6 protein-coding genes and 1 pseudogene are annotated in these 8035 nt (G+C 74.5%); 4 read left to right on the top strand and 3 right to left on the bottom strand.

The window, feature by feature from the left end; genetic code table 11:
• Window positions 1-81: 81 nt before the first annotated feature.
• The 3 genes from ACWD4P_RS37245 to ACWD4P_RS37255 all read right to left on the bottom strand — a co-directional run bounded on the left by ACWD4P_RS37245 (window position 82) and on the right by ACWD4P_RS37255 (window position 4772).
• A complete protein-coding gene (locus tag ACWD4P_RS37245) occupies window positions 82-1719 on the bottom strand; it encodes an amidohydrolase (RefSeq protein WP_449782698.1) in 1638 nt (545 codons plus the stop codon).
• 141 nt (window positions 1720-1860) lie between these two features.
• Complete coding sequence (locus tag ACWD4P_RS37250) at window positions 1861-3288, bottom strand: APC family permease (protein ID WP_449782701.1); 1428 nt, start codon at window positions 3286-3288, stop codon at window positions 1861-1863.
• A 500-nt stretch (window positions 3289-3788) separates the two neighbouring features.
• Window positions 3789-4772: a helix-turn-helix transcriptional regulator gene (locus ACWD4P_RS37255; RefSeq protein WP_359829916.1), complete on the bottom strand. Its 984-nt coding sequence runs from the start codon at window positions 4770-4772 to the stop codon at window positions 3789-3791.
• A gap of 334 nt (window positions 4773-5106) precedes the next feature.
• Between ACWD4P_RS37255 and ACWD4P_RS37260 the strand changes: the two are divergent.
• The 4 genes and pseudogenes from ACWD4P_RS37260 to ACWD4P_RS37275 form a co-directional block, all read left to right on the top strand.
• Window positions 5107-6351 (top strand): annotated as a pseudogene (locus ACWD4P_RS37260) (IS256 family transposase); the annotation flags it as partial.
• Window positions 6352-6660: 309 nt separating this feature from the next.
• Window positions 6661-6810 (top strand): hypothetical protein, encoded by a 150-nt coding sequence (locus ACWD4P_RS37265; protein ID WP_449782699.1) that lies wholly within the window; start codon window positions 6661-6663, stop codon window positions 6808-6810.
• Between the two features lie 79 nt (window positions 6811-6889).
• Window positions 6890-7102, top strand: coding sequence for an MbtH family protein (locus ACWD4P_RS37270; RefSeq protein ID WP_359829922.1), 213 nt, complete (start codon window positions 6890-6892; stop codon window positions 7100-7102).
• A 603-nt stretch (window positions 7103-7705) separates the two neighbouring features.
• Window positions 7706-8035, top strand: a 330-nt coding sequence (locus tag ACWD4P_RS37275; protein ID WP_449782700.1) for an acyl carrier protein, incomplete at its 3' end; no start/stop codon positions are given.

Genomic DNA, 8035 nt, shown 5'->3' on the forward strand with positions numbered 1-8035 from the left:
TCGTTCAACGACTCCGCCGCCCGTGGCCTCGACAAGGCCAAGTCCGAGCTGGGCGCCCGGGCGCGCGCCGTCCCCGCCGGGTCAGTCCGCCAGGTGCACCAGCTTGCCGCCGACGTAGGTGCGCTCCACCCGCGCCGCGGCGATCTCCTCCGGCGGGCCGGTGAGGATGTCCCGGTCGAGCACCACCAGGTCCGCGAGGTGCCCGGCCGCCAGCACCCCGGCGTCCTCGTGACCGTTCAGGTGGGCACTGCCGGCCGTGTACGCGGCGATCGCCGAACCCAGGTCGAGCCGCTGCTCGGGCAGGAAGACCCGCCCGTCGGTGGCCCCCGGCTCCATCCGGTTGACCGCCACGTGCAGCCCCGCCAGCGGGTCCGGGCTGCTCACCGGCCAGTCGCTGCCCGCCGCCAGGGTGGCGCCGGCCCGCTGGAGGGCGCCGAACGGGTACTGCCAGGCGGCCCGCTCCGGCCCGAGGAAGGGGATGGTCAGCTCGTCCATCTGCGGCTCGTGCGCGGCCCAGAGCGGCTGGATGTTGGCGACGGCGCCGAGCCGGGCGAAGCGCGGGAGGTCGTCCGGGTGGACCACCTGGAGGTGGGCGAGGTGGTGCCGGGTGCCGCGCCGGCCGTTGGCGGTGCGGGCGGCCTCGACGGCGTCCAGCGCCTCGCGTACGGCCCGGTCGCCGAGCGCGTGGAAGTGCACCTGGAAGTCGAGCGCGTCCAGGGCGGTGACGTACCCGCGCAGCGCCGCCGGGTCGACGAAGCTGAGGCCGGAGTTGGCGGTGGCGCAGCCGCAGCCGTCCAGGTACGGGCTGGTCATCGCGGCGGTGAAGTTCTCCGCGATGCCGTCCTGCATGATCTTCACCGAGCCGGCCCGGAACCGTCCGTGGCTCAGCTCCGCGCGCCGCCGCACGAGTTCGGGGATCTGCTCGGCGCCGAGCTCCCGCTGCCACCACAGCGCGCCCGTCACCCGGGCGGTCAGCGCGCCGGAGCGGGCGGCGGCGAGGTAGGCGTCGGACGGGTCCGGCTGGCCGTTGAACTCGCCGAGCAGCGCGTCCTGCCAGCCGGTGATGCCGAGCGAGTGCAGCAGCCGCTGGGCGCGCAGCAGCCCGTCCAGCCGGTCGGCGGCGGTGGAGGGCGGCAGCAGCCGGGCGACCAGGGCGGTGGCGCCCTCCTGGAGCGTGCCGCCGGGGGTGCCGTCGGCCTCGCGCTCGATCCGGCCGTCGGCCGGGTCGGGGGTGTCCGCGGTGACTCCGGCGAGTTCCAGCGCCCGGGTGTTGGCCCAGGCGCCGTGGTGGTCCCGGTTGGTCAGGTACACCGGCCGGTCCGGGACGACCGAGTCGAGCAGCTGCCGGGTGGGCAGGCCGCCCTCGAAGCTCTCCATCGACCACCCGCTGCCGGTGATCCACTCCTGCTCCGGGTTGGCCTCGGCGTACGCCCGGACGCGCGCCAGGTAGTCGGTGACGCCGACCGTCCCGGTGAGGTCGCAGGACGCCAGCTCGGCGCCGCCGAACACCGCGTGGACGTGCGCGTCCTGGAAGCCGGGCAGCAGCAGCTTGCCGGTGAGGTCGACGACCTCCGTCCCCGGCCCGATCAGCTCACGGACCTCGTCGTGCCCGACGGCGGCGATCCGCTCGCCGACGACCGCCAGACCGCTCGCCCGGGTGCGGGCCGCGTCGCCGGTGTGGACGGGGCCGTGGGTGAAGACCAGATCGGCCTGGGTCATGGGTGGTGCTCCGTTCTCGCGTGGTGGTGCCTTGCTGCGCATGGTCGCGCGTGGTGCCCTGTCGAAGGCCGTGCCCGGGCGCGCGTGGCGCCCGGGCGTGGGCCGTACGGGTGTGGGCCGTACGGGTGTGGGCCGTACGGGCTACTCGGTCGCCGCGTCCGCCCGTCGGAAGTACGGCGAGCGCCGCCGCCAGCGGGCCCAGGCCGCCGCCGGCAGCCCGCTGACGATCATCATGATCACCACGGACAGCTCGAACCACCCGTTGTCGGCGGAGAGTTCGAAGTGGTCCGTGGAGTCGTAGAAGGTCCAGGCGAGGTAGCCGCCGACGGCGAGCAGGGCCGCCGCGCCGATCAGCGGCCCGACCACCGCGCGCAGCCCCTCCAGCGGGCTGGTGCGCAGCAGCCCGCGGAACCGGACGGCGGCCGCGACGGCGGTCAGCGCGTAGTAGAGCGCGACGACGATGCCGATCGCGTTGACCGCCGCCGAGATCAGGTCGTTGACGGTCGGGATGGCGATCGAGGCCAGCGCGAGGGCGACCGCGACACCGGTGATCAGCAGGGTGCCGACGGCGGGCGTGGCGTGCCGGGGGTGCAGCCTGGTCCAGACCGGGCCGAGCACCCGGTCGCGGCCCATCGCGTACATCCCGCGCGCGGTCGGGATCACCGAGGACTGCAGCGAGGCCACCGCGGAGAACATCAGTGCGATCAACGGCAGCGCGGCCAGCGGCTGTTGGGCCAGCTTGGTGCCGAAGTAGGTCAGCCCGTGGGCGCCGTTGTCGGCCAACTCGCCGAGCGGCAGCACCCGTTGGAAGGCCGTACCGGCGAGCAGGAACAACGCCAGCATCACCACCAGGGCGATCAAACCGCCCCGGGAGGCGTCCCGCGGGTCGCGGACCTCCTCGCCGACGCTGAACACCGACTCGAAGCCCCAGTAGCAGAACACCGCCAGCACCATGCCCTGGGCGACCGCGTCGAAGGAGGGGATGTCGAAGGGGTTGTACCACTGGAGCGAGAACGGCTGGTCGCCGGCGAACAGCCCGTAGCCGCAGAAGCCGAGCAGCACGGCGTACTCGAAGACCAGCAGCGCCTTCTGCAGCCGGGCCGCCAGATCCAGCCCGCGCACCGCGACCAGGGCGGCGCCCACCAGCACCACCAGGCCGAGCAGGGTGCACTGGACGGTCGAGTCGGCGTCGAGCCGCAGCCCGGCGACGCTGCGCAGGTGGGCCTGGTCGAGCAGTTGGATGACCGAGGAGCCGGTGACGGTCGTGGTGTACGCCATGAAGACGATCGTCCCCACGGTGTTCACCCAGCCGGTCAGGAAGCCCAGCCAGGGGCTGAGGGTGCGACCGACCCAGCGGTAGCTGCTGCCCGCGTCCGGCTCGACGGCGTTCAGCCGCCCGTACCCGCCGGCGATGGCGAGCACCGGCAGGAAGGCCAGCAGCATGATCGCCGGCAGGTGCAGGCCGACCACCCCGGCCATCAGGCCCAGACCGATCCCGATGCTGCTGGTGGCGGCCGTGCTGGAGGCGGCGATCGCCACTCCGTCCAGCAGACCGATCGACTGCCGCATCTCGACGCCGGCGTGTCGCGCGTCCGCTCTCGGGCCGCCGCCCGTGTCCTTCACCGTCGATGCCAACGGATCACCGCCTTGCTCGTGGGGGTGCGCGGGTGAGGGGGAACCCGCCCCGGTCGTGGGGGGTGACGCGGGCGGGAAGTGCGAGCCATGAAACCGGCGGCACCGCCACACGTCAATGCCGTTGTCATAAGGGCCCCCACCACACCGCACCCCGCCGATCCCCCTCGGTCGGCCCCGGGTTCACCCCGGCCGCCGGAAGCCACGTTCACCTCGGCGGCCCAGCGCCGTTCGTCCCCCGGCCCGGCCGTGTCACCGCAGCGCCGGACGGCCGCACCACCCGACCGCCGCGCGGCCGTACGACGGCGCGGCCGCGTGCCGGACCCCTGCACGAGCACCGCGCCAAGACCTCCGGCGGAGCCCGGAGCGCCGCGCCGGACGAGGCGTGGAAGGGCAGGGACGGCCGGTCACGCTCGCGGCGACGGGCGCGGGGCCCGTCAGAGCTCGTCGAGGGGTTCGTCGAGGACGCCCTGGCGGGCGATGATGTAGCCGAGGTGGCCGCGGCTGCGGCTGCCGAGGAGTTCGCTGGCCTTCTGGATGTGGCTGGAGACGGTGCGGGTGCTCATGCCGAGGCGGGAGGCGATGGCCTCGTCGGTGTAGCCGTTGACCATCAGGCGCAGGACGTTCTGGCGGGTGCGGGCGGTGAGCAGCCGGGGGCGGTGGTGGCCGTTCTGGTAGGTGACAGGCTCGGCGCGCTCCCACATCAGCTCGAAGATCTTGAGCAGGTACTCGACCAGCGGCGGGAGTTCGATGAGCATCGCCGCGGCCTCCCGGTCGGCGCCGGCCGGGATGAAGGCGGTGGAGCGGTCGCAGATGATCACCCGGTCGAAGACCTCGTTCAGGGTGCGCACCTGGGCGCCCTGGGCGGTGACCTGCTCGATGTAGGCCAGCGTCGGCCCGTGCGAGCGCACGGTGTGCTGGTAGAGGGTGCGTTGGCGCACACCGCGGCCGGCCAGGGCGAGGTCGCGCGGGAGCGCGTCGGCGAGTTGGTCGGGGCCGCGTCCGCCGCCCGGCTGGGCGGTGAGCAGTTCCTCGGAGCAGGCGGCGACGGCCTTCTCCAGCGCGAGGTTGATCTCCTCGCCGGTCAGCACCCGGATCGGCAGCTTGGCCTGCCGCATGACGTCGCGGTAGGCGTGCTCGGCGGTGTGGAAGGAGGTGTGCAGCGCGGCGAGCCGCTCCTGGTGCGCCAGGACGGCGAGTTCGATCGGCCTGGCTAACCCGGTGACGGCGATGTCGGGCGGGACGGGGGCCAGCCGCTCGCCGGGGCCGGGCAGCGGGCGCAGCAGCCCCATCGCGATCAGGCACTCGGGGGCGTCGCCGGTCGCCTCCCCGTCGGCCAGCGCCGTGCGGTAGAACTCGATGCCCCGGTCGCAGAGCTGGGGTGCACCCGTTTCCGCGCAGTTGTCCTGGGTTGGGCACATCTGGGCATCCTTCCGGCTTCGGCATTGCGCCTTCACGAATGCCCGTACCGGCTACCGCCAGGCATCCGAACCGGCAAGATGGGAGTGACTGCCGTTCGGAAGCCGCCCCCCGGGCTCCGACAGCCGTGAGTGTACGCCCAAAGGGCGCGGAAATCATCGGCTGACAGTAGTCGGCCGTGCACGCAAGCGGGGGAGCCGACGGTGACGGTCGCGACCGACCGCACCCGGCAGCGGTGACCGGGGGATCGTCGGCGCATCGCACCTGGCGTCCCGTCGGGCGCCCGGGGCGGGCGATCGGTGCACGGAACGGCCTACAGACGGAAGGCACCCCCAGTTGCGAGCTGACTCCGACCCGGCGGCACCGCCCGCCGCCCTCGCCGGCCTGGTGGACCAGCGCCTGGTACGACAGTTGGCGGAGGCCGCCGCCGCGCAGGTCGGCTCCGGCGCGGTCCGGCTGCTGGGCGACGGCGGGATCCTCCAGGCCTTCGCCAAGCAGCTGATCGAGGGCGCCCTGGAGCTCGAACTCCAGGAGCACCTGCGCGGTTCCGGCACCAGCTCCGGCACCGGAACCGGCTCCGGAACCAACGGCCGCAACGGCGCCCGGGCCAGACGGCTGCTCACCGAGATCGGCCCGGTCGAGGTGCGGGTGCCCCGGGACCGCGAGGGCAGCTTCACGCCCAAGGCCGTCCTCCCCCGGGCCCGGCGGCTGCCCGGGCTCGACCGGCTGGTGATCTCGCTGACGGCGCGCGGCCTGAGCTCGGGCGAGCTGGTGGCGCACCTGGCCGAGGTGTACGGCGTGGAGCTCAGCCGGGAGACCGTATCGGCCATCACCGACCAGGTGCTGGACGAGCTCGCCGAGCGGCGCGCGCGGCGGCTCGACCCGGTCTACCCGGTGGTCTTCGTCGACTCGGTGCGCAGCGGGCGTTCGGGCGGGCCGCTGGTGCACCTGGCGCTCGGGGTCTCCGTCGAGGGCCGGCGCGAGGTGCTGGGCCTGTGGCCGGCCGCGGACGGGGAGCAGTGGCCGCGGGTGCTGGCCGGGCTCGCCGAGCGCGGGGTGCGGGACGTCTGGGTGCTGGTGGGCGGCACCGGCGCGGTGCTCGCCGAGGCGGCGGCGGAGCGGTGGCCGCGCACCGTGGTGCACGGTTCGGTGGCCCATCTGCTGCACGCGGCGCTGCGGCACGCGCCGGGCGAGGACTGGGGTGCGCTCTCCCGGGCGCTGCGCGAGACCTGTACGGCGCCGTCCGAGGCCGCCGCGCTGGAGCGGCTGTCCCGGGCCGAGCGGGAGTGGGGGCCGAGCCACCGCGAGGTGTTCCGGGTGTGGCGGTCGGCCTGGCCGCTGCTGGCCCCCGGCTTCCGTTTCGGCCCCGAGGCGCGGCGGCTGCTGACGGGCGGGGGCGCGCTGGAGCGGTTGCACGCCCGGCTGCGCCGGATCGAGCAGTCGGCGGGCCGGGTGCAGGACGAACGCGCCGCGCTCAAGCGCGCCTATCTGGCGACGCTCGCCCTGGAGTCGCCGACCGGGCCGGGCCCGTCGTGGGCCGAGGACTGGCCCGTCGTCCGGGAGGAGCTGCGCCGGGGCTCCCGGCGCGGCGCCGGGGTGCCCGATCCCGCGCTGCGATGTCCGCCCGGGTCACCGGAGTCCCCCACCGGGGGATCCCACCACTGATCTGACAGAACCGGGTGGGACTTGGATCATGTCTGTCTGCATTTGACACGATCTGACCAGGCTTCCGGTTCCCGCATTGCGTGTTCACGATCACAGTCAGAGCTTCCACGCACGTTTGGGCCTTCGGCAGGATGCGTTGTCAGAGCGAAGAGGGCAGACCGCCCTCCTCAGGAAGAGGAATTCGCGATGCCAAGCCTTGCCGTTCGCGTCCACAAGATGCCCGGGATGCGCACCGTTCCACCGGCCACCGTGCCGAGCCTCCGGCTCCACGCCCGGCCGCAGTCGTCCACGCTCTCCCTCACCGCCCACGGCGTCACCGCCCACGACGCCGCCTTCCACGCCGCCCTCGGCAAGGACTCCGGCTGGGGGCCGTGAGCCACGGCTCCGCCCGCTCACCCCGCTCCTCCCCTTTTCGCACTGCTCCGATCCGGAACCGAACAGAGAGGAACCGACGATGGCGAACCCGTTCGAGGACCCCGAGGCCAGCTACCTCGTCCTGGTGAACGACGAAGGCCAGCACTCGCTGTGGCCGGCCTTCAGCCCGGTGCCCGCCGGCTGGCAGCAGGTGTTCGGCGCCGCCGGACGGCAGGACTGCCTCGACTACGTCGAGCAGAACTGGCAGGACCTGCGGCCGAAGAGCCTGATCGCGCAGCTGTCCGAGCAGTGACCCCGGCCACCGGGCACTGACCCGGGCCGCCCGCGCCCACCGCGCACCGGTCACCGCCGTCGGGCCGTCGGCCCCCCGGACGCCACCCGGCCTCCGTACGGGGCCTCGCCGAGCGGCCGCTCACCCGGCCACCCCCACCTCGGCGCTCCGCACCCGGCGGACCACCGCCCGCCCCGCGCCGCACCGCGCCCGGGCCGCCCCTCACCGGGCCGCTCGCCCGCGCCGTCCCACCCGCCACCGCGGAGCCCACCGCACCGGCGGGACCCGACGGCCCCGCACCGCCGCACCACGTCCACCACCGCAGCACCCCACCGCCGCGCGGCCGCTCCGGCACGCCGCCGGCGCCGTCCCGCGTCCGACGTCTACGCGCGTGCATCGAACAGCACCGGCGCGTCCCCGCACCCGCGCCGCCCGCACCCGCGCACCGCGCACCGCACCGCACCCGCGCACCCGTGTGCCGTACGGACGTCACGAAAAGCACACCCCAGCACCGCGAAACGACCGCAACATCGCTCCGCCGACCACCGGGCCGACCGCCCCGAGGTCAACCCAGCTCGCCGCTCCCGCCACCGCGGGGGCCAGCCGCACGAGGGAGAGAGTCACATGTCCGGGGTCCAGCAGACGCACAGATCCGAGCAGCGGCCGGAAGCGGCCGAGGTCCTGTGCCGACTGTTCGCGGAGGTGCTCGGCCGGGAGTCGGTCGACCCCGCGGCGGGCTTCTACGACCTGGGCGGCGACCGGCCCGCCGCCGAGCGGCTGCTGGCCCGGGTGCACGCCGGGTTCGGCGTCCGGCTGACCCTGCCCGACCTGGCGGACGCCCCCACGCCCGCCGCGCTGGCCGCCCGGCTGGCCCCCGGGCACCTGGCTGAAGGTCAGCCCGGAGGCGTGCAGATCGAGTGCTCGTCGGCGTGCAGCCATGTCGTACATATGGCC

The organism is Kitasatospora sp. NPDC002543, assembly GCF_053594915.1.